Source organism: Salegentibacter lacus, assembly GCF_020164555.1.
In the GTDB taxonomy this organism is placed as follows: domain Bacteria; phylum Bacteroidota; class Bacteroidia; order Flavobacteriales; family Flavobacteriaceae; genus Salegentibacter; species Salegentibacter lacus.
Genome location: NZ_JAIQZB010000006.1, coordinates 143948 through 164340 on the forward strand (window position 1 = coordinate 143948; position 20393 = coordinate 164340).

The 20393-nt window shown below is 35.4% G+C and carries 16 protein-coding genes; 8 read left to right on the top strand and 8 right to left on the bottom strand.

What is annotated here, in order from left to right; translation table 11 throughout:
• Positions 1–50 precede the first annotated feature (50 nt).
• A complete protein-coding gene (locus tag LB465_RS06430; RefSeq protein ID WP_224468370.1) occupies positions 51–374 on the bottom strand; it encodes a DUF6660 family protein in 324 nt (107 codons plus the stop codon).
• 563 nt (positions 375–937) lie between these two features.
• On the opposite strand from LB465_RS06430, the gene LB465_RS06435 reads away from it, so the two are divergent.
• Positions 938–2296 (top strand): ATP-binding protein, encoded by a 1359-nt coding sequence (locus tag LB465_RS06435; RefSeq protein WP_224468372.1) that lies wholly within the window; start codon positions 938–940, stop codon positions 2294–2296.
• Between the two features lie 8 nt (positions 2297–2304).
• Here the strand turns inward: LB465_RS06435 and LB465_RS06440 are convergent, their stop codons facing one another.
• The 3 genes from LB465_RS06440 to LB465_RS06450 all read right to left on the bottom strand — a co-directional run bounded on the left by LB465_RS06440 (position 2305) and on the right by LB465_RS06450 (position 5442).
• Positions 2305–3513, bottom strand: coding sequence for a site-specific integrase (locus tag LB465_RS06440; RefSeq protein ID WP_224468374.1), 1209 nt, complete (start codon positions 3511–3513; stop codon positions 2305–2307).
• A gap of 721 nt (positions 3514–4234) precedes the next feature.
• Entirely contained in the window at positions 4235–4459 is a 225-nt protein-coding gene (locus LB465_RS06445) for a hypothetical protein (protein WP_224468376.1), read from the bottom strand.
• A 389-nt stretch (positions 4460–4848) separates the two neighbouring features.
• Positions 4849–5442: a TlpA family protein disulfide reductase gene (locus LB465_RS06450; RefSeq protein WP_224468378.1), complete on the bottom strand. Its 594-nt coding sequence runs from the start codon at positions 5440–5442 to the stop codon at positions 4849–4851.
• A 498-nt stretch (positions 5443–5940) separates the two neighbouring features.
• On the opposite strand from LB465_RS06450, the gene LB465_RS06455 reads away from it, so the two are divergent.
• From LB465_RS06455 to LB465_RS06470, 4 genes are all read left to right on the top strand, one after another.
• Positions 5941–6219 (top strand): hypothetical protein, encoded by a 279-nt coding sequence (locus tag LB465_RS06455; protein WP_224468380.1) that lies wholly within the window; start codon positions 5941–5943, stop codon positions 6217–6219.
• Between the two features lie 89 nt (positions 6220–6308).
• On the top strand, positions 6309–6476 hold the full coding sequence (locus tag LB465_RS18475; RefSeq protein ID WP_224468540.1) for an ATP-binding protein: 168 nt from the start codon (positions 6309–6311) through the stop codon (positions 6474–6476).
• A gap of 382 nt (positions 6477–6858) precedes the next feature.
• Complete coding sequence (locus LB465_RS06465) at positions 6859–8097, top strand: APC family permease (protein WP_224468382.1); 1239 nt, start codon at positions 6859–6861, stop codon at positions 8095–8097.
• A 235-nt stretch (positions 8098–8332) separates the two neighbouring features.
• Complete coding sequence (locus LB465_RS06470) at positions 8333–8599, top strand: hypothetical protein (RefSeq protein WP_224468384.1); 267 nt, start codon at positions 8333–8335, stop codon at positions 8597–8599.
• 96 nt (positions 8600–8695) lie between these two features.
• Here the strand turns inward: LB465_RS06470 and LB465_RS06475 are convergent, their stop codons facing one another.
• Positions 8696–9934 (bottom strand): tetratricopeptide repeat protein, encoded by a 1239-nt coding sequence (locus LB465_RS06475; protein WP_224468386.1) that lies wholly within the window; start codon positions 9932–9934, stop codon positions 8696–8698.
• Positions 9935–9956: 22 nt separating this feature from the next.
• Positions 9957–12488: a DNA gyrase subunit A gene (gyrA, locus tag LB465_RS06480; RefSeq protein WP_224468388.1), complete on the bottom strand. Its 2532-nt coding sequence runs from the start codon at positions 12486–12488 to the stop codon at positions 9957–9959.
• A 248-nt stretch (positions 12489–12736) separates the two neighbouring features.
• Between gyrA and LB465_RS06485 the strand changes: the two genes are divergently transcribed.
• Both LB465_RS06485 and LB465_RS06490 read left to right on the top strand, forming a co-directional pair.
• Positions 12737–15298: an ATP-dependent Clp protease ATP-binding subunit gene (locus LB465_RS06485; RefSeq protein ID WP_224468390.1), complete on the top strand. Its 2562-nt coding sequence runs from the start codon at positions 12737–12739 to the stop codon at positions 15296–15298.
• Positions 15299–15415: 117 nt separating this feature from the next.
• Positions 15416–15790, top strand: a complete 375-nt coding sequence (locus LB465_RS06490; RefSeq protein WP_224468393.1) for a hypothetical protein — start codon at positions 15416–15418, stop codon at positions 15788–15790.
• Here the strand turns inward: LB465_RS06490 and hutH are convergent.
• Together hutH and LB465_RS06500 are read right to left on the bottom strand one after the other, a co-directional pair.
• Positions 15787–17295, bottom strand: coding sequence for a histidine ammonia-lyase (gene hutH, locus LB465_RS06495; protein ID WP_224468395.1), 1509 nt, complete (start codon positions 17293–17295; stop codon positions 15787–15789). The two genes, LB465_RS06490 and hutH, sit on opposite strands and share 4 nt — an antisense overlap.
• Positions 17296–17547: 252 nt before the next feature.
• On the bottom strand, positions 17548–19071 hold the full coding sequence (locus LB465_RS06500) for an NAD(P)H-hydrate dehydratase (protein ID WP_224468398.1): 1524 nt from the start codon (positions 19069–19071) through the stop codon (positions 17548–17550).
• Between the two features lie 238 nt (positions 19072–19309).
• Here LB465_RS06500 and gcvT point away from each other — a divergent pair, with 238 nt between their 5' ends.
• Positions 19310–20392: a glycine cleavage system aminomethyltransferase GcvT gene (gcvT, locus tag LB465_RS06505; RefSeq protein ID WP_224468400.1), complete on the top strand. Its 1083-nt coding sequence runs from the start codon at positions 19310–19312 to the stop codon at positions 20390–20392.
• Position 20393 lies beyond the last annotated feature (1 nt).

A 20393-nucleotide genomic window follows, 5' to 3' on the forward strand; every position in this document is an offset into this window, starting at 1 on the left:
ATAGTTAATAAGGCCTTAAAAAAGGATATAGTTATCCTATAAAAATTGAATTAAACTCTTGGAGGTTGTAGAAAGGAATCCGGAATTTCTTTTCCTAAACTATCAAAATGAAGAAATATATCCGAAGAAATCGTATAGGTTAAAGGTTGAAATTCTGAAGAGCTAAAATTTATGGTGTGTACGTGACAGCAATGGCAGCTGCAAAAAGGAGGGCATAGATCTGCCGTTTGCTCGTGAGAATGATCTGAATTCAGATCCTGAAAATTCACTTCTGTAATTTCCGTGTCACCATTTAATGCAGAATAATTATCACTACAGGCTACAAAATTGAGTCCTAAAACATAAATAGACAATATTACCGCGATTATTTTCACAGTCGCAAAGATAAAGAAATATAGATGCACAGGGTGTGCAAAAATCTCCTCGTATCCGATTCGGTCAAAAATCCATTTAGACTTTAAATTAAAAGTGCTTGTTATCACGGAAATAAATAAAGAAGTAGGAAATCTTCTATTTTCAATCTTGAAAACAGGTTGAAATTTACTGGTAATGAAAAAATAATAATTCGCGCCCCAAATGCTGTTTTTACTTTACGCTTAACTTCCCGTACACTATAAAAACAGCATAGGATCCGGCGCAGGTTATGGAAGATATTGGGGCTTTAATCAGGAACTTTAATAAAATAGAAGCTTTTAATGAATCATCTTTTAATTATTCAATCCCAACTCATATCAAGGTTCCCATTTTATTATTACAGTTTTTATGTATTTCTAATGCCATAAGACTGTCTTTAAAATAGGAGGATTAAAAAAGATTACAGCGAGCTTAATAACTAAGCTTACTATTTACCCCTATTTTATTACAATATTTATCATAGTTAACCCTTATTTTGTTACAATAATATACTATATTTACCCATATTTTGTAACGAAAAACTATGAATTTTGAAAGACATATTAGTTCACATTTAGATAAATGGAAGAAAAATATAAACAGGAAGCCTTTAGTGATAAGAGGGGCAAGACAAGTTGGTAAAACCACTTTAATAAAAGATTTTGCAAAAAAATATAAACACTTCATATTTTTAAATTTAGAAAAGCCGGCGGATAGAAAATTGTTTGAAGAATATGATAACGTAGAAACTATTGTTGAAGCATTATTCTTATCAAATGATATAGCTTCAAAGGATATTGATACAACCCTTTTATTTATAGACGAAATTCAGGAATTGCCCAAAGCTATCCAATTATTACGTTATTTTTATGAAGATAGACCGCAATTGCATGTTATTGCAGCAGGTTCTTTATTGGAGTTTGCCATAAAAGATGTGAAAAGTTTTCCTGTAGGTCGTATCGAATACTTATATCTATATCCTCTAAATTTTGCTGAATATTTGAAAGCTGTCGATCAAAAGTCGGCATTTGAGCAATTAAACAGTATTCCGATTAAACCTTTTGCATATACGGCACTAATGGATCTATTTCATAGATATGCAATTATTGGTGGAATGCCAGAAGTCGTTAAAACTGATTTAAAAACCAAAAGTTTGGCCGACTTGCCAAAGGTTTATGAAAGTATTTGGGGTACTTATCGGGATGATGTGGAAAAATACACTTCTAATGCTACAGAAAGACGTGTAATAAAACATATCATGGAAGTTGCTCATTTATACGTAGATGAACGTATTAAATTCCAGAATTTTGGTAATTCTAACTATAGGTCAAGAGAAGTTGGGGAGGCAATGCGAAATTTAGATGATGCTAAAATAATTCAGCTCATCTATCCTACCACAGATACAGAGAATCCCGTAAAACCAAATTTAAAAAAGTCACCTAGGCTTCAGTTTTTGGATACGGGATTGATAAATCACGCTCTTGGAATTCAGGCGAAAATGTTGGGAATGGAAGATCTAAGCAACTCTTTTAAAGGAGCTATAATTCCACATTTAATTACTCAGGAGTTGATTTCATTGAATACCATAACAAACGCAAAACCAAATTTCTGGGTAAGAGACAAAAACCAGGCATCTTCTGAAGTTGATTTGGTATATCCTTATGAAGACAAAGTGATTCCCATAGAAATAAAATCTGGAGCAAAAGGCACTTTAAAATCCTTACATCAATTTACAATAAGGGCAAACCATCCTTATACCATACGAATATACGGGGGTAGCTTTAAAATTGAAGAAGATAAAACCCTGGACGGAACTCCTTATTTATTGATGAATCTACCTTATTTCCTCGGTACTCAACTTCCTAAATATATTGAATACTTTGTGAAAAATTATAGCCTATAACTCAGGAATTAAAGTAGCAATTCACTAGCTGCATCCAACACTGAGCTATCCAATTCTTTCAAATAAGCCTGGGTAATAGTTAGGTTTTGATGTCCCAGTGACTCGCTTATAATATCTGTGGCAACGCCCATTTGCTTTAAGCTATTCGCAAAACTATGTCGAGCTACATAGCTGGTTAAAGTTTTATCAATATTACAGATAGAAGCGATCTCTTTTAAATCCTTATTATAATTACTTAGCGTTTTATGTTTACGGTTTTCAATTTGGAGCGGGGTCATGTTATCTTGCAAGAGTAAAGGAAAAACATATTTTGTGCCAATCGATCTTGCCTTAAAATAATTCAAAATATCCCTAACCGGTGGCAGAATAGTAATATTAAAATTCCCTTTTGATTTGGAGCGGGTGTAAAATATTTTGTCACCATTAATTTGAGACCATTTTAAATTAATTTGATCAGCGAAATTCATTCCACGGGTATAAAAGCTGAAAACAAAATATTTATGACTATTTAAAAGATGTGGATGCTTTGATATATCCATCTTTACGATTTTCATTATCTCTGTAAAATCAAGAGCTCTTTTCGCAGGCTTACTTTTAAGCTTAGAAATTTTATAATTTTTAAAAGGATAAACGTTCGCTGAAATTATATCCCGGGCAATGGCTTTATTAAAAACAGCCCTAATTGTTCGCATTCTCAAACTGATACCACCATCATTTCCTCCTTGTGAACGCAAATGTGTTTCAAATTTTGACAAATAGGCTACAGAAATGTCCTCGAATTCAAGTCGAGTCGATAAATTGAATTTTTTAAGGGCTAAAAAAGCTTCATTATGGATTCTTGCATTTCCGGTTCTGCCGGCTAAGTTAAATTCTTTAATTAAATCACTCCAGAAATAAAAAAATTTCTTTGATTCAGGATTGGAGGTTACTCGAAAAGCATTTTCAAATTCAGAAATTCGAAAACTTTCATTTTTAAGCTGTAGCTCGGAATAAATCCTAAACGCACGTTCTTTAAATTTTAAAAGTAGCCTATTATCCTGAAGATGGTTTTTATGCCTTTTGTTGAATAATTCCGCACTGGCATCCCATTCTTCAGGAAATACATTAAATATAGTTTTGAAATATTTTGTTTTCCTGTTTTTAGTTACTCTTAAGCTGACAGGAAAAGTACCATCAGCACGTTTAACTTTATGCAATACTATTTTTACAACCGCCATTTTTGAATTTTTAATGTTCTAAATCCGTACAACAAATGCTGAAATCCATACTACTAATGCTTTAAAACCCTACGATTAAAGTTTTAAAATCCGTACAACATACGTACAACAAATCACCATATAAAGGTAAAACAAAAGAATTTAGATACACTCTTAAAAATCATAAAGTATTGATAATCAATACAAAAGAAAATAAATACTACTAAATGAAAAGTAAAATTTGAGCCTGGGGGGCGTGGGGTCGCAGGTTCAAATCCTGTCATCCCGACTATTTAAGATATCATTTTAACACAAATTAAGGGTAATTATATGATTTTCACATAGTTATCCTTTTTTGTTTCTCAAAATTTAACAAATAGCTATAAATTTATCGTGAGTTAATAGTGAGTTCACAGCTAAATCGTGAGTTAATCGTGAGCTTTTTTTTGTATTTTTATGTAGCCGATGCTCTACATTATGTATTGGCAGTTTGACTTCGTACCCTTAATAATTGTTTAAATTTAAGAGTAAAGCAATGCGTATCAGTCAATCCTTTTCTATTTCTTTCATTGTCCGAAAAAAGAAAAATCAACCAGATCTATCCTTACTCTATTATAAAATTTGTATCTCCCCTATCGTCTACTTATCTAAGATGCTCCAAATATTCATTAACCAACTTATCCGTAAAATTCTATATATCCCAAAACCATAGCCGATAGTCAAAAAATATCGACCTGTAAGCTTACTTTACATAGCCACTTTCAATATCTGGAATAATCTTCATTTTTCCATTTTCAGATTTACCTAAAATTATAACCTCTTTACTTTCTTTATATTCGGCTATGGCCTGTAGTAATTGCTTTCTGGTATCTCTTCTAATTTTGATACCTGTTTTTTGATTTTTATTCCTGACTTCAATATAGTATCCATCTCTCAGGTCTTTTGGTTTTGTTGAAGGTCTTCCCATAATATTTTTCAATTTAGACTAAACTTTTTAATAATTCTCTAGTCGTTTTAAAGTAGTAAAACTGTCAATACTTTGAGTATAAAATTGATTAGCTACTTTAATTAAAATTATTTTGCCTACTTCAAAAATCACCTAAAGGTCTAAAAACTTTATTTCCGATTCTCTCATTAAAACTTATTTAAATAATTGGATAGAAAATCAAAAGCCCAATTCCGTTTAGGGAGACAGAACTGGGCAATATCCGGAAGGAGGCTCACCACATTGGAGATAGTAAGTGAATGCGAAAAACCCGGAATCAGAAAAACCTCTTATTTAATAGAGAAAATCTCTCTTTTTCTAGAGATAAAAAACGGGTAAAACAGGCTAAATTCTTTTTATTTTTTTGAGAATTAATACTGCTTTTTAAGAAACTCTTTAAAATCCTTGGTGTTATAATCGCCCATTCCCGTATGCGTGAGCACCAACTCTCCACGGGCATTAATTACATATGTAGTGGGAAGGCTTTGAGAACTATACATTGAGGGAATATTTCCTTGGGTTTTGTAGATCTCAAAATCGTAACCTTTTCTTTTATTAAAATCTATGGCTTTTTTAAATTCCTGATCTACAGATAACATAATAAATACTACTTTATCTTTATCAACCTCCTGATAAAGTTTATTAATCCCTGGCATTTCGGCAATACAGGGAGGGCACCATGTAGCCCACACATTCATAAAGATAACTTTACCCTGAAGTTTTTCCATAGCAACTTTTTCTCCGTTAGAATTTATAAAATTCATAGAAAAATCTGCATCCGGATACTCATTGTTCACAGCAAGCTCAGAACCTTTATCAATATCTGGATCCATTAAACCAGTAGCAAGTATACCCCGTTGAAGAAATCCTAATACTTCTGTATGTAATCCTGTGAAATACAGCCCGCCAAAAATGACAATTATTATCCCATATTCAATAACACTTTTTTTATTTTTTTTATTCATTCTATTTTCAATTTTAAGTGCACCAAAGAACACAGGAATATTTAATAATTCCTGGTAAAAGTAAGCTTAGGAGATTCTCCAGGAGGTAACAAGTGTTACACATCTAAGGTTAAGCTATAAACCTCTTAAAGATATAAGTTGATGAATAATTTTGCATTGTATTTCCAGTCCTATGGTAACTATATTATAGGTTTTAAAATTTATAATGATGATCTCGCTGTTATAAAATCAATAAATGATTTGCTCTCAAATAATTCGACTTTGAATATGAAATTTTTGTTCTGTTCATTATTATTATTTTTAATCCAATCCAATCTTTAATGATGCTTTCTATCTGAATTATGTTTTCAGGAATTCCCTGCGTTTTAAATCGGTTGGTTTCCGAGAATATAATTCGTGAATATTCTCTAAATCCGATATCGAAATTGACTTAATTATTAGTCGACTGGTTTATAGTTTTCTATTCATTTTGAATTTTTCTGAGACTTTACTCTGGCTTTGAGAGATCTGGAAAAAATAAATTCAGAATACCAGACTTTAAGGTATGCTTTGGCGCACGATATAAGGCAGCCTATTTCGACAATTACATTAATAGCCGACGGATTAACATTAGTCCCTGAGCAGGAGAATTCTAATCTATTCGAGGAATGGAGTAATACGCTCAAAGAATCTTTTAAAAGCCTTGAAGTTCTCGTTGAAGATTTTGCATATAAAAAAGAGAAAGAAAAATCTTCCATAGGGAGAGTACTAAACATCGAAGATATTTGCGAGAAATAATTACCGCTCTTAAGTGAGATATAAAAAAGAAAAATATTAAAATTACCACAGATTTAAAGGTTAAAGAAATCGTTTTTCCAAGGAGCAACCTGAGAAGCGTAGTCTACAACCTTATTCATAATGCAGTTAAATTTAGCGATCCAGAAAAATCTTCAGAAATAAATATCAACACAGAAGCAGTAAAAGGTTTTACAATTCTTTGTGTAAAGGATAATGGATTGGGAATATCACTGGAACATCAAAGGCGCAATATTTAAAAAATCTTGACTATCTAATCATATTCCTGGAACCGGGATGGGCCTTTATGTATTAAAAAAATGATTGAGGATAATGAAGGCAGAATAAAACTCGAAAGTGAAGAGAAAGAAGGTATCACATTTAAAGTCTTTTTTAAGAGCGAGTCTGATTAAAAGTGTAACTGTAACAGACAGGCATTTTTAATTCCATATTTCTGAAAAAAGAATAATCCACATATTCAACTCATTTTTTATTTGAATTACCTTTAGACGAAAAATAAAATCCGTTGTGATAGGCGAATCAAGACTACAATAAAGGTGAAAAGTTAAATAGATTGTTATTTTTTTCATAGATGTCGTTAAAAGTTTTAGCCAATCATAACATAAAAATTAAATTGTGCTTATGGGAGAAAAAAGACTTAAAAGGTCCCTGGGATTATGGGACATACTTATGTTTGGGATTGGTGGTATCGTAGGTGCCGGTATATATGCAATTATTGGGGAGGCAGCAGCTCTTGGAGGCAATATGCTGTGGTTAAGTTTTATTATTGCGGCATCAGTGGCTCTTTTAACCGGCTTATCTTACGCTGAATTTGTTAGTCGTTTTCCCGATTCAGGGGGTAGTTTTGAATATATTAAACAAAGTCTGGGCAAAAAGCCGGCTTTTTTTATGTCCATTTTTATGGTATTTACCGGAGTGGTAGCGGCTGCAGCTATTGCTATTAGTTTTGCCGGTTACCTCTCAAGATTATGGGAATTTCCATCGTGGATAATCGTCATTGGTGTGGTTTCGCTAATGGCACTATTCAATATTTTTGGTGCTAAATACAGTTCCTATTATAATTCGGTCGCAACTATAATAACCCTTGCGGGACTTGCGACAGTCATCGCGGTTTGTATTCCAGAGTTTGGCTCCACAGATCTTACGAAACTAAATGATGGCGGTTGGAATGGTATAATAGCAGGTAGTGCTTTAATTTTCTTTAGTTATATAGGTTTCGAAGATCTGGTAAAAATGGCAGAGGAAACTAAAAACCCGGAGAAAAATATGCCTAAAGGGGTTCTTTTAAGTGGTTTGGCCGTTCTGGTTTTATATGTTCTAATTGCAATAAGTTCTGTGAGTGTATTAAATTGGGAAAAACTTGCAGGATCAGAGGGGCCGTTAGCCGCAGTAATAGAGACCAAACTAGGTTCAGTTGGTGCCACCGCACTGGTTGTTGTAGCACTTTTTGCAACCAGTAAAACGATTTTAAGTAACATTCTGGGAACTTCCCGCCTACTCTATGACATTGCCCGGGATAGCGAGGTAAACTGGTTAAAAAAGTTTACAACTATCTCCGGAATTGGAAATGCTCCTAATTATGCTATAATTGCCATAGCAATTCTGGCTATCGGTTTCGGGTTATTGGGAGATTTAAAAATGGTAGCCAGTATTAGTAATATCTTTATTTTTATCGTTTTTGGAATGGTAAATTTTTCCTTATTAGTATTTCGATATAAAAACAGAAAAAATAATAAAAAGGCTCCTTTTCATATTCCAATAAACGTAAAAAACATTCCTATTCCTACTGTCATTGCTTTACTTACCATCCTCATTTTATTTGGTTATAACATATATAATCTAACACAGGGAAATTTATAAAATGGAAGCTTAAAAATTGTAAAGAGTGTATTTTAGATTCTGTCCAATAATTACCTATAGTCAGATAAATAATAGAAGTGAAATTCAGGTAAAAATTGACAGTAAACTACCTCGCGGCAAGCCCACGAAGCATTATTTGAAAATATAACTTGATTTCGAGGCAAGCCTCTGAGCATTTAAATCTCGATTATCGAGTAAACTAATCAACTACAAGAATCGTAAAGCGGCAATTATTGTGGCTACAGATATAACCCAAGAAATTGAACACCAGCAAATAATTGAAAAGCAAAACGAAGAATTAAAAAATATAACCTGGATCCAGTCTCATTTAGTTAGATCTCCAGTCGCTAAAATTCTAAGTATTGTGGAAGAAACTTCATGGGAAGAACTAAATCCTGAAGAACGCAATTTTTTATTTAAAGGTTTAAATGAATCTGCTACTGAATTAGACAGTATCACGAGACAGATAATTGGAAAGTCTGGGGCTATTCTTCAGTTATAAGTCTCTATAATATAAACTTATTTAATATCATTAAAATTTGGACATAAAAAAACCACTGGTTTCCCAGTGGTTTATAATATATATAAAGAAATAAATTTACTCTAAACTTGCTTTAAGTTCAGCAGCTTTTTCCTCTTCACCTAATTGGTTATAGATATTTATTGCAGTTCTAACCGCATTAACATTATCTGGATCAGCTTCAATTATTTTTTCTAAGTAAGGCACAGCTTCTTTATAAACCTCTTTACGCTCTTCCTCAAGTTCTTCGTAACGCTTGTTGTCCTCTTTACTCATTCCAAGCTCGTTCATTTGCTCTATAAGGTCACGCTCTTTTGCTAAAATAGCCACAACAATATTCATTCTTGCGTTAACCATTTCAGGATCAATCTCAAGCGCTTTTTTATAATAATCAATGGCTTTTTCATTATCGCCTAATTCTGCAGCGGTAACACCAAGATTATAATAAACATTAGGATCGTTAGGGTTTTTCTTAACCATTTCCTGCATTAGCTCGTTGTATTTTTCTTTATTCCCCATTCGGTAATAAACATCGGCTTCAGCTTGCAATAATGCAATATTGTCAGGATTTTCGGCTTTCGCATCTTTAATTGCTTCAATAGCTTTCTCATCCTCACCTTCCTGGATATAGATTAGAGCTATGTTTTTAGCGATCTCTCCTTTTTTAGACGGAATTTTTCTATCCTGCGGATTTTCGTATTCACCAGTTTTCAGCATTAATTCTCTTTGCTCTTTTGGCATTACTTCTTCCTCACCAGTTTCTACATTAGTGGCAAGATATTCCACACCAGAACCATCAAAACCTAATTCTTTAAGTTTTTTATAATCTTCTAATGCAGCAGTGTAATCCTGAGCATTTAAAGAGTTTGCAGCAGCGTAATATAGATAAAGTGTATCCTGCTTATTTAATTGGTAGCTATAACGCAATTTATCGGAAGCACTCTCGTAATTTTCTGTATTCTGATCATTGATAGCGCTTTGAACCAGAGCGTTTCTAACCTGATCGAACCCCTGCACGGCTTCATCATCATTCCCTAATTCCTGGGCTTTTTGGAAAGCTTCTACAGCTACTTCTAAATCTTCCAGAGAGGCATTTTCTCCATTCCCTAAATAGGCCTGACCTTTATATAGGTAGAACCGCTCTGTCCATTTATCATTAGCTTCAGAAAGCATAGATTCGGCAGTTTGTAATTGGGTTTTGGCTTCTGCATAGTTGCCATCTTCTACGGCATCGCCTGCATCTCTAATTTCACCTTTTTGTGCCACGGCAGCCACCGATAATAATGACAACGCAACAGTAAAAATATTAGTCTTCATCTTGTTTTGGTTTTTATTATAGTTATTCTTCACTATCGTCTACAATAGTTGTGCCATTCGGGTTTTCTTCAGCCTCTTCAACCTTCTCCGGGTCTTCCATTAACTCCACATCATCTTCATCATGCAATACTTTTGCAACCGCTGCAATGGCATCATTTCCTTTAAGGTTAATTAATCTAACCCCCTGGGTTGCACGACCCATAACTCTAAGATTTGCAACTTCCATTCTTATTACAATCCCAGATTTATTAATGATCATAATGTCTTCATCATCTGAAACATTTTTAATCGCAACAAGGCTTCCGGTTTTTTCAGTAATGGAAATTGTTTTGACACCTTTTCCGCCACGATTGGTAATTCTGTAATCTTCAAGACTGGATCTTTTTCCGTAGCCATTCTCTGAAACTACAAGAATATCAGAATTAAAGTCTTCTACCGAGATCATTCCTACCACTTCATCTTTATCGTCAGCCAGGGTAATACCTCTTACCCCTGAAGCGTTTCTTCCCATTGGCCTGGTTTTTCCTTCTTCAAACCTAATGGCTTTACCACTTCTTACAGCTAGCATTACCTGGCTATCGCCATTGGTTAGTTTTGCTTCCAGTAATTCGTCGTCTTCTCTAATGGTAATTGCATTAATTCCGTTAGTTCGAGGTCTGGAATATTGCTCTAAAGAAGTTTTCTTCACCTGGCCTTTTTTAGTGGCCATAATCACATAATGCTTATTAATGTACTCTTCATCTTTAAGATCTTGAGTACATATAAATGCTTTCACGCGATCGTCTGGGTCTATATTGATAAGATTTTGAATCGCCCTTCCTTTTGAAGCTTTGCTGCCTTCAGGGATTTCGTAAACCCGCATCCAGAAACATTTTCCTTTTTGAGTAAAGAACAACATATACTGGTGGTTGGTTCCTGAGAATAAATATTCAAGGAAATCTTCATTTCTGGTATTCGAACCTTTCTGGCCTACTCCTCCTCTATTCTGGGTTTTATATTCGGTTAAAGAAGTCCTTTTAATATAACCGGCGTGAGAAATCGTGATCACCACACGTTCGTCCGGGATCATATCTTCAATACTTAAATCCCCTCCAGCATATTCTATAGTAGATCGTCTTTCGTCACCGTACTTTTCTTTTATTTCAAGAAGTTCGTCCTTAATAACCTGCATTCTACGTTCTTTACGAGCCAAAATGTCTTTAAGGTCTTCTATGGTACTCATAATTTCGTCATACTCTGCTCGGAGTTTATCCTGCTCTAACCCGGTAAGCTGACGTAAACGCATTTCTACAATGGCTTTTGCCTGTAGCTCGCTTAATTCAAAACGTTCAATTAATTTATTTCTGGCTTCTTCGGCATTGCTGGAAGAACGAATTAGAGCAATAACCTCATCTATATTATCTGAAGCGATTATTAAACCTTCAAGGATATGAGCGCGATCTTCAGCCTTTCTAAGTTCATATTCAGTTCTTCTTACAACAACTTCGTGTCTGTGCTCAATAAAATGATAAATAATATCTTTTAGATTAAGCATTTCCGGTCTTCCTTTTACCAGTGCAATATTATTTACACTAAAAGAAGTTTGCAAAGCGGTATGCTTGTAAAGCGTATTTAAAACTATATTAGGAATTGCATCTCGTTTTAATTGATAAACGATTCGCATTCCATTTCTATCAGATTCATCTCTTATAAGACTAATTCCTTCAATTTTCTTTTCGTTAACAAGATCGGCAGTTTTCTTAATCATATCTGCCTTGTTCACCTGGTAAGGAATCTCAGTAACTACAAGAAATTCTTTTCCGTTAATTTCTTCTAATGAAGATTTGGCACGCATCATAATACGTCCTCTTCCGGTTTTAAAAGCTTCACGAACACCGTCGTAACCATAAATTATTCCTCCTGTTGGAAAATCTGGAGCTTTAATATGCTCCATAAGCTCATCAATCTCAATATCCTGATTGTCTATATAAGCAACGGTTCCATCTATTACTTCAGAAATATTATGAGGCGCCATGTTAGTTGCCATACCTACCGCAATACCACTAGCACCATTTACTAAAAGGTTAGGAATTCGGGTTGGAAGTACTACGGGCTCGTTTAAGGAATCATCAAAATTCAACTGTGTATCTACCGTTTCCTTATCGATATCAGCAAGCATATCCTCACTCATTTTACGCATTCTGGCCTCGGTATAACGCATTGCAGCAGGGCTATCTCCATCAACAGACCCAAAGTTACCCTGGCCGTCTACAAGCATATACCGCATACTCCAATGTTGAGCCATCCTCACCATGGTATCATAAACCGAAGAATCTCCGTGAGGGTGAAACTTACCTAATACTTCCCCAACAATTCTGGCAGATTTCTTATACGAACGATTAGAAAGTACTCCAAGTTCATACATACCAAACAATACGCGGCGATGCACCGGTTTTAAGCCGTCACGAACATCAGGTAAAGCACGTGACACAATGACCGACATTGAATAATCAATGTAGGCCGATTTCATTTCATCTTCAATATTTATAGGAATAAGCTTTTCTCCTTCAGCCATATTGTAAAGTTTATTTTAGTTCTCAAATCTAACGTGCCAATTTACATATTTTATAGATGTTGAAGCCCTGTTTGGCGTATTGTTTACTCAAATTTTATTAACAAATATTTAGTGCGCTATCGTTAATAAGTTCCTTATTTTACCCTTTGAATATTGAAAGTAATTTTGTCAATTAGCTAATAACATAGGATTAGGTACAATTTTTGAAAGTTTTGTACTGAATAAATCAGAGAGAAAGGAAGATAAAGATGGATGATAATTTTTCCCCTAGAGTAAAAGATGTAATCGCATATAGCAAAGAAGAAGCGCTACGTTTAGGCCACGACTTTATTGGCACTGAACACCTTATGCTTGGTTTGCTGCGAGACGGAGATGGCAAAGCCATAGATATTTTAAATGCATTAGATATAGATTTAAGTCATTTAAGACGCAAAGTAGAGATACTTAGCCCTGCAAATCCCGAATCTACTGCGGTTTCTAATGAGAAAAGAAACCTGCACCTAACCCGCCAGGCAGAGCGGGCACTAAAAACAACTTTTTTAGAAGCTAAGCTTTTTCAAAGTTCTAATATAAATACAGCTCACTTGTTGCTTTGTATTCTAAGAAACGAGAATGACCCCACTACCAAACTACTTAACAAACTTAAGATAGATTATGACGGGGTTAAAGACCAGTTTAAATATATGATTGCCAGTGACGAAACTGACTTCCAGGATAGCCCAACGGCCGAATCATTTTCAGATGACGATAGCAGTACAGATGATGCTACTAAAGACAATCCGTTTAGCGGAGGTGGCAGTGGACCGGGAAAAACTTCCAAAAAATCTAAAACACCTGTTTTAGATAACTTCGGAAGGGATTTAACCGCGATGGCTGAAGCCGATAAGTTGGATCCTGTGGTTGGTCGTGAAAAAGAAATTGAAAGAGTTTCGCAAATATTAAGTAGAAGAAAGAAAAATAACCCGTTACTAATCGGTGAACCCGGAGTTGGTAAATCGGCTATTGCTGAAGGTTTAGCACTTAGGATCATTCAACGAAAAGTTTCAAGAATACTGTTTGACAAACGCGTAGTTACTTTGGATCTTGCCAGTTTAGTCGCAGGAACCAAATATCGTGGCCAGTTTGAGGAACGCATGAAAGCGGTGATGAACGAACTTGAAAAGAATGACGATATTATTCTTTTTATAGATGAGATTCACACCATTGTTGGTGCCGGTGGCGCTACAGGAAGTCTGGATGCCAGTAATATGTTTAAACCCGCTCTTGCAAGGGGGGAAATTCAATGTATTGGTGCTACAACCTTAGATGAATACAGGCAGTACATTGAAAAAGATGGCGCTTTAGAAAGAAGATTCCAAAAGGTTATTGTTGAACCTACTACCGTAGAGGAAACGATTGAGATTCTTAACAATATTAAAGATAAATACGAAGATCACCATAATGTTTCCTATACCGATGATGCGATCGAAGCCTGTGTAAATTTAACCAACAGGTATTTAACCGATCGTTTTCTTCCAGATAAAGCAATTGATGCGCTGGATGAAGCAGGTGCCCGTGTACATATCACCAACATAGACGTACCAAAACAGATCTTAGATCTGGAACGCAGACTGGAAGAAGTTCGCGAAAAGAAAAATTCTGTAGTTAAAAAGCAGAAATATGAAGAAGCGGCAAAACTTAGGGACGATGAGAAAAACCTTGAAAAAGAGTTACAAATAGCCCAGGAAAAATGGGAAGAAGAATCTAAGAAACATAAAGAGACTGTTGATGAAGATAGTGTTGCCGATGTTGTTTCTATGATGACCGGTGTACCAGTAAATAGAATTGCACAAACCGAAAGCAACAAACTGGTTGAACTTCCTAAGAAAATCAAAGGAAAAGTAATTGGCCAGGACGATGCAGTTGGCAAAGTGGTGAAAGCCATTCAAAGAAACCGCGCCGGACTTAAAGATCCAAACAAACCCATCGGATCATTTATATTTTTAGGACAAACCGGGGTTGGTAAAACGCAATTAGCTAAGGTACTTGCCCGGGAGTTATTCGATAACGACGATTCACTTATTCGAATAGATATGAGTGAGTATATGGAGAAATTCGCTATTTCAAGATTAGTTGGAGCACCTCCGGGGTACGTGGGTTACGAAGAAGGTGGCCAGCTTACCGAAAAAGTACGCAGAAAACCATATGCGGTTATTCTTCTCGACGAGGTAGAAAAAGCGCATCCAGATGTTTTCAATATGTTGCTTCAGGTACTGGATGATGGATATTTAACCGATAGCTTAGGAAGAAAGATAGATTTTAGAAATACAATCATTATCATGACTTCCAATATCGGAGCAAGAAAATTGAAAGATTTCGGTCAGGGAGTTGGATTTGGTACTGCTTCACAGCGTTCTCAAGCCGATGAAAATGCACGAAGTGTTATTGAAAACGCGCTTAAAAAAGCATTTGCACCAGAGTTCCTGAATAGGATTGATGATGTAGTTATCTTTAACAGTCTTGAACGAGAAGACATTCATAAAATTATTGATATTGAATTAGTTAAACTATTCAGCAGAATTGGAAGTCTTGGTTACGACTTAACACTAAGTGATAAAGCCAAAGATTATATTGCTGAAAAAGGATTCGATAAACAATATGGTGCAAGACCTTTAAATAGAGCTATTCAGAAATATATTGAAGATGCGCTTGCTGAAGAAATTATCACTTCAAAATTAGCTGAAGGTGATAAGATTTTTATGGATCTCGATGAAGAGAAAAACGAATTAACTATAAAAATTGATAAAGCTATAGAAGAAACAGAATCTTAGAGTTTTAAAAGATTTATAATTTTATAAGAGGCTATTTGAAAATCTCATTTCGAATAGCCTTTTTTTAATATTATGACTGAAATATATTAAGTTTGCAAAGAATTAATCCCTACATTAATGACTACTGAAAAAATGGAATTGGAATTTGGGCAGGTGCGCATTTTTCAAAATATCCTTATTGCCGAATTAAATGAAGGTGTCCTATTTACATCAGAAAATAATCGAGAATTATTAGCTATTGGAAAAGAGGTTTTTCAAGATGGAACCTATGGTTATATTTCTTTCCGCAAGAATTCATATGCTGTAGATCCCATGGTTTACAGAGAATCTGCCCGGGCCGAAAATTTAAAGGCTATTGCAGTGGTAAGTGAAAATGAGCTTATTAGATTAAATGCGCATAAAGTTGAGCGCCAATTTTATAAAGCTCCAAATTCTTTTGAAGTTTTCGACAATTTGGAACAAGCTATAAATTGGATAAAATATAAAATTTAATCGAAGATATTTTCTTTGAAATTGAAATTTTCCAAATAATATTTTGCCGCTTTTATATGGGGTGCCATAGTTACATCATTATGTAATACCGGGACTACCTCTCTAAATTCGGTTAAAACAGAATTTAGCATTTCTGATGTTTTTGCCGGCTCTCTAAAGTGCATCGCTTGCGAAGCATTAAATAACTCAATTGCCAATACACTATTTAAATTCTCCACAACCTTTAAAAGTTTGGTAGCGCCATTTGCTCCCATACTCACGTGATCTTCCTGCCCGTTAGAGGAAACTATAGAATCTACTGAAGCAGGAACCGCCAATTGTTTATTCTGACTCACAATACTCGCTGCGGTGTACTGCGGAATCATAAATCCGCTGTTTAAACCTGGGTTTTCAACCAGGAATGCCGGTAAGCCACGAAGTCCCGAAACCAACTGATAAGTTCTTCTTTCTGAAATATTAGCAAGTTCAGCCAAAGCAATCGCTAAATAGTCTAACGCTAAAGCTAAAGGCTGCCCGTGAAAGTTTCCGCCGGAAATAATTTTATCTTCTTCAATAAAAATATTGGGATTATCGGTAACCGAATTGATCTCGGTTTTAATGGTCTTCCTTACAAAACTCAGTGTGTCTTTGCTCGCTCCGTGAACCTGTGGAATGCACCTAAAACTGTAAGGATCCTGTACATTTTCCTTTTCACTTTTCGCAATCTGACTATCCTCCAGGAATCTGCGAATTCGTTCAGCGGTTTTAATCTGACCTCTATGTGGTCTAGCGAGATGTACCAGCTCATCAAAAGGGGATAAATTGCAATCGAAAGCATCTATAGAAACCGAACCAATAAGATCGGCCAGATAAGATAATTTATAAGATTTAAGCAAAGCGTAAACTGCATGTGCACTCATAAATTGCGTCCCGTTTAGCAAGGCCAAACCTTCCTTCGACTGCAGTTTTAAAGCTTCCAAACCCTGGCTTTTCAGTAAGTCTTCCCCACTAATTATTTCATCTTTAAAATAAACTTCACCCTCTCCTATTAAAGGCAAAGCCAAATGTGCAAGAGGTGCAAGATCTCCGGAAGCTCCCAAAGAACCCTGTTCATAAACCACAGGTAAAATACCCAGATTGTAAAAATCGATAAGCCTTAAAACGGTTTCTAACGCAATACCCGAATTCCCGTAGCTTAAAGATTGAATCTTCAGCAAAAGCATCAATTTAACAATCTCTTTGTCAACTTTATCGCCGGTACCACAAGCGTGGGATTTTACCAGGTTTTCCTGAAGCTCGGTTAATTTACCTGGACTAATTTTTACATTGCATAAAGCCCCGAAACCAGTGTTTATTCCATAAATTGGAGTATCGCTTTCGGTAATTTTTTTGTTTAAGTATTTTCTTGATTTTCTAATATTACATTCAGCCTCTTCACTTAGCGCTAATTGCTTTTTATTCACCAAAATATCTTCAATGGTTTCCAAATCTAAAATGGCTGAACTGATATAATGATGAGGCTGCATAAATTATAATATTAGGTAATAAAGTGTTATTTTGAATCTATTGCAATTACAATGATTACAGGCTTATTCTACTATATAAAAAGAAAATATTTTTAACCAAAAAAAAGATTAGAATTCATCGATTCAATGCTAAATAACATCCTTTTTATTTCTGCGTCAAAAATCCTATTTCTACTGATGTAAACCAAATTTAAACCTAAAATTTTAAGAATTTATCAAACTAAAACTATAAACAATTCAAAAAAAAGCAAATTACACCTTCTTCTCATCTTTCATTAAAGTCAAAAATGCTTTCCCCAGGTTATCGCTAATATCTCCTGAAGTTAAAGCTTCATAACCTCTTTCTTCAGCGCAAATATCTCCTGAAAGTCCGTGTAGATAAACACCTAAAATCGCTGCAACAAGTGGTTCGTATTTTTGCGACATTAAACCTGCAATAATTCCTGAGAGCACATCGCCACTTCCAGCGGTGGCCATACCGGGATTCCCGGAGTTGTTTATATAAGTGTGTTTCCCGCTGAAAACAAAGGTGTGTGCTCCTTTTAGAACCAAAATCACCTTATATTTCTTCGTGAAAGCTTCAATTTTATTGATCTTTTCAAAATCGTCTTCCCATTTCCCTATCAGTCGCTCCAATTCCTTAGGATGTGGCGTTAATACAGAATTCTTCGGAAGCATTTCCAGAAGTACGTTATTTTCAGAAAGCATATTTAGTCCGTCTGCGTCTATGAGCATAGGATTTTCAGTTTTCTCCAACAGGCCTTTAAACGCTTTTACAGTCCTGGAAGATTTACCTGCACCCATTCCGAAACAGATCACATCGGGCTCCAGATCGGTTTCAATATTGGTGAGTTCCTTATCATCATGATCGGTAATCACCATAGCTTCCGGGAAGTTGGTTTGTAAAATTTCGTATCCACATTTTGGCACAAAAACACTACATAAACCTGCTCCCGCCCTAAGCGTAGATTTTGCCGAAAGCACCATACTTCCAATCTTTCCATAACTACCACCAATCACAAGGCTGTGACCGTAATCCCCTTTATGGGAATTTTTATTTCGTGGTTTATAAAGTTGCCTGGCTTCCCGTTTTCCAATGAGCTGCGCCATAGCTTTAACTTTTTTTAGATATGCACGATCTAAACCAATATCTAAAACCTGGACTTCTCCCGAAAACTTCATAGTTTGCGGCAGAAAAAATACAATTTTGGGAGTTTGAAAAGTCAGCGTATAATTTGCTTTGATAACCGCAGCATCTTTTGCCGGAACCTTATTTGGGAATAATCCAGAAGGCATATCTACAGCAAGGCAAAATGCTCCCGATTCATTAATATGTAAAAGCAATTCTGCCAGCCAGCCTTCTGCCGGACGGTTAAGGCCGATTCCAAAAATGGCATCTACCACAAAATCTCCAGGGGAAATTTCAGGAAAATCTTCTTCTCGTTTTATCAATTCCGGCCAGATATGGCTTTCCTTTTTATAACGATCATAATTCACCAGGAAATCATCAGAACGTTTATCGCTGTAATTAACCACGTAAACTTCAACTTTATAGCCGTATTTGTGAAGTAAACGTGCAACTACGAGTCCGTCACCACCATTATTCCCTATTCCGCAGAAAATTTTAATATTGATATCTGCACCTTCCAGCCTTGCATGAATTTCGTTAAAAACCAGGCTTGCGGCCCGCTCCATCAAGCGGGTACTGGAAATTCCTTCAGTTTTAATTGTAATTTCATCAGCTTCTTTTAATTGTTCTGCAGATAATATTTTCATAATTGGCTTCGTTGAAATTTTCATTCATAAAATTACAAATTAATGCCTGAAAGCATCGATCTAAAAATTTAATCTAAACTTAAATTTCAAATAAATTTGCCAATAAAAGTTTAAGATTGAAGCTCAATATCTACAGAAATTGCGAGTCCGACCTATTGATATAATGATTCTTCATAAAAAGCCCTTTTTAATATTGTATTCAAAGTGAAATCAATAAATTTGCGCAAATTTTAGATAAATGAAAGATGTAGCCCTCGCTGCCAGACATAAAGAATTAAATGCCAAAATGGTACCCTTTGCAGGCTATAATATGCCTGTATCTTACGAAGGTGTTAATATTGAACACCAAAACGTTCGCGAAAAATTAGGTGTTTTTGATGTTTCCCATATGGGAGAATTTCTAATTACCGGTGATAAAGCATTGGAGCTTATCCAGAAAATTACCACCAACGATGCTTCAAAGCTGGTCGACGGGAAAGCGCAATATACCGTGATGCCTAACGAAACCGGTGGAATTGTTGACGATTTAATTATTTACAGGATTAATTCTGAAAAATATTTGCTGGTAGTTAATGCTTCTAACATAGATAAAGACTGGAACTGGATCGCACAGCATAACTCGATGGATGCTACGATGCGAGATATGTCTGACGAATTTTCTCTTTTAGCCATTCAGGGACCAAAAGCTGCTGAGGCAATGCAAGCTTTGACCGATGTAGATCTTTCTAACATGAAGTTCTACACCTTTGAAGTTGCTGAATTTGCAGGAATTGACAAAGTTATTATTTCGGCTACGGGTTATACCGGTAGCGGTGGATTTGAGATCTATTTCAAAAACGAAGATGCCGAGCAAATTTGGGATCGGGTTATGGAAGCCGGAAAAGACTACGGAATAAAGCCTATTGGTTTGGCTGCACGTGACACTTTAAGATTGGAAATGGGCTTTTGCCTTTACGGAAATGATATAGATGAAACCACTTCCCCAATTGAAGCTAAACTGGGTTGGATTACCAAATTCACCAAAGACTTTATCAATTCTGAAGCATTAAAGAAGGAAAAAGAAGAAGGACCAAAACGAAAACTTATCGCTTTTGAATTGGAAGAACGCGGAATACCACGCAAGGGTTACGAAATTGAAGATGAAGATGGCAAGGTTATTGGCGAAGTAACTTCTGGGACAATGTCACCATCGCTGGAGAAAGGAATAGGTTTAGGCTACGTGCCTTCTGAAGTTGCTAAATTTGGCAACAAGATTTTTATAAAAGTTAGAAAAAAATCCATTCCGGCCGTACAGGTGAAATTGCCCTTTTATAAAGGATAAT

What these genes read in the sequence shown, in the direction of transcription:
- hutH (WP_224468395.1), bottom strand. Translation starts at nt 17,295, where the DNA reads ATGCAGCCTCATCATTATATCAGTTCAGCCATTTTAGATTTGGAAACC.
- gcvT (WP_224468400.1), top strand. Translation starts at nt 19,310, where the DNA reads ATGAAAGATGTAGCCCTCGCTGCCAGACATAAAGAATTAAATGCCAAA.
- LB465_RS06450 (WP_224468378.1), bottom strand. Translation starts at nt 5,442, where the DNA reads ATGAATAAAAAAAATAAAAAAAGTGTTATTGAATATGGGATAATAATT.
- LB465_RS06435 (WP_224468372.1), top strand. Translation starts at nt 938, where the DNA reads ATGAATTTTGAAAGACATATTAGTTCACATTTAGATAAATGGAAGAAA.
- LB465_RS06490 (WP_224468393.1), top strand. Translation starts at nt 15,416, where the DNA reads ATGACTACTGAAAAAATGGAATTGGAATTTGGGCAGGTGCGCATTTTT.
- gyrA (WP_224468388.1), bottom strand. Translation starts at nt 12,488, where the DNA reads ATGGCTGAAGGAGAAAAGCTTATTCCTATAAATATTGAAGATGAAATG.
- LB465_RS06465 (WP_224468382.1), top strand. Translation starts at nt 6,859, where the DNA reads ATGGGAGAAAAAAGACTTAAAAGGTCCCTGGGATTATGGGACATACTT.
- LB465_RS06440 (WP_224468374.1), bottom strand. Translation starts at nt 3,513, where the DNA reads ATGGCGGTTGTAAAAATAGTATTGCATAAAGTTAAACGTGCTGATGGT.
- LB465_RS06485 (WP_224468390.1), top strand. Translation starts at nt 12,737, where the DNA reads ATGGATGATAATTTTTCCCCTAGAGTAAAAGATGTAATCGCATATAGC.
- LB465_RS06445 (WP_224468376.1), bottom strand. Translation starts at nt 4,459, where the DNA reads ATGGGAAGACCTTCAACAAAACCAAAAGACCTGAGAGATGGATACTAT.
- LB465_RS06475 (WP_224468386.1), bottom strand. Translation starts at nt 9,934, where the DNA reads ATGAAGACTAATATTTTTACTGTTGCGTTGTCATTATTATCGGTGGCT.
- LB465_RS06500 (WP_224468398.1), bottom strand. Translation starts at nt 19,071, where the DNA reads ATGAAAATATTATCTGCAGAACAATTAAAAGAAGCTGATGAAATTACA.